Annotated in this window: 1 protein-coding gene; it reads left to right on the top strand. The window is 66.5% G+C overall.

The window, feature by feature from the left end; translation table 11 throughout:
- Positions 1 to 261: 261 nt before the first annotated feature.
- Positions 262 to 1,464, top strand: coding sequence for an IS110 family RNA-guided transposase (locus NBH12_RS10795; RefSeq protein WP_439709435.1), 1,203 nt, complete (start codon positions 262 to 264; stop codon positions 1,462 to 1,464).
- The last annotated feature ends 123 nt before the right edge of the window (positions 1,465 to 1,587 follow it).

Below are 1,587 nucleotides of genomic sequence, written 5' to 3'. Positions count from 1 at the left end.
CCCATTACCATGTTTGGTAGGCCCCGATGGTCGGGGTCGGGTCGCCGGTTCCGGTATGACTTTCCTGCCCTGTCGTCGATGATCCGGGGGGTGTTGTCGCCGGGAACGGGGACGCCCGATGACCGCTGATAGGAACCAGGCCGGCTACACGGACGCTTCAGGGGCGCATGGCGCAGGTCTCGTCGTAATGTGGGTGCGGCGCGGGCGTCCGGACTCCTCCGAGCCCGCGGCGACCGGAAAACCTTCATGACGGGAGGAACGATGATGACCCCGGACGACATCGACGTGTGGGTCGGCCTGGACGTGGGCAAGAGCGCGCACCACGCGCACGCCCTCGACCATGACGGGAACACCCTGTACGACAAGCCGTTGAAACAGGACGAGAAGGCCATCCGCACGATGCTGGGCAAGCTCTCCAAGCATGGCCGTGTGCTGCTGGTCGTGGACCAGCCCAACACCATCGGCTCCCTGCCCCTGACGGTGGCGCGGAACATGGGGATCGCGGTTGCCTACCTTCCCGGCACGGCCATGCGCAGGACCGCGCAGCTGCTGCCCGGGGACGCGAAGACCGACCGCAGGGACGCGCATGTGATCGCGTGGGCCGCGCTCAAGCTGCCCGAGACGCTCAGGGACGCGGGCCCGGATGACGAGACCCTCGCCGCCCTGAAGCTGCTCGCCGGCCACGACGAGGACCTCGCCCACGAATCCACCCGCCACGTCAACCGCCTGCGGAGCCTGCTGCTGCAGACCCACCCCGCGTTCGAACGCGCGCTCAAGGGCGAGAGAATCACGCGCGACGCGACGCTCGCGCTGCTCGAACGATACGGCGGGCCCATGGGCGTGAAACGGGCCGGGATCGAGGACGTGAAGGACTGGGCCAAGTCCAACGGGCTTCGCGCCGGCCGCATCATCGACGACATGTTCAAGGCGATCGGCGAGCAGACCGTCACCGTGCCCGGCACCCTCATGGCCGAGACCATCATCCCCTCCATCGCCCACGACATCAAGACGATCAGGGACCGGCGGCGCGAGGTCGGCCGCCAGGTCGAGAAGCTCCTGGAGGACCACCCTCTTCTCACGGTCCTGACGTCGATGCCCGGGATAGGCGTCAGGACCGCAAGCAACATCCTGCTCGGCATCGGCGGCGACATCGCCAACTTCAAATCGTCCGCCCATCTGGCCGCCTACGCGGGCATATCGCCCGTCACCGGCCAATCCGGCACCAGCATCAAAGGCGAACGGCCCTCCAGGCGGGGCAACAAACGCCTCAAGAACGCGCTGTGGCAGACCGCGTTCGTCGCATCCACCAAACACCCGCCCTCCGTGGCCTATTACAAGCGCAAACGCGAACAGGGCAAACACCACAACGCCGCCGTCATCTGCCTCGCGCGTCGGCGCTGCGACGTGATCTACAGCATGCTCAAAAACGGAACCCTCTACCAGGAACCAGCCCTCGTAGCCTGAACCGGGCCACACGGGAAAGGACGCCGGACGCCACCGGCAGGGCGAAGCGCGCCCACGACAGCCAACCGGAATCCCGACACGTCAACTCACCAAGGAGTTGACAAAAACATAGGAACACCCCCC

It is taken from the genome of Bifidobacterium sp. M3-N-101 (genome assembly GCF_023656805.1).
Taxonomy (GTDB): domain Bacteria; phylum Actinomycetota; class Actinomycetes; order Actinomycetales; family Bifidobacteriaceae; genus Bifidobacterium; species Bifidobacterium breve.
Note: the sequence above shows the minus strand (reverse complement) of the source record. Positions and strands in the feature narration are given on the sequence as shown.

Excerpts from the sequence above, each read along its gene's own strand:
- NBH12_RS10795 (WP_439709435.1), top strand. The coding sequence starts at position 262 with ATGATGACCCCGGACGACATCGACGTGTGGGTCGGCCTGGACGTGGGC.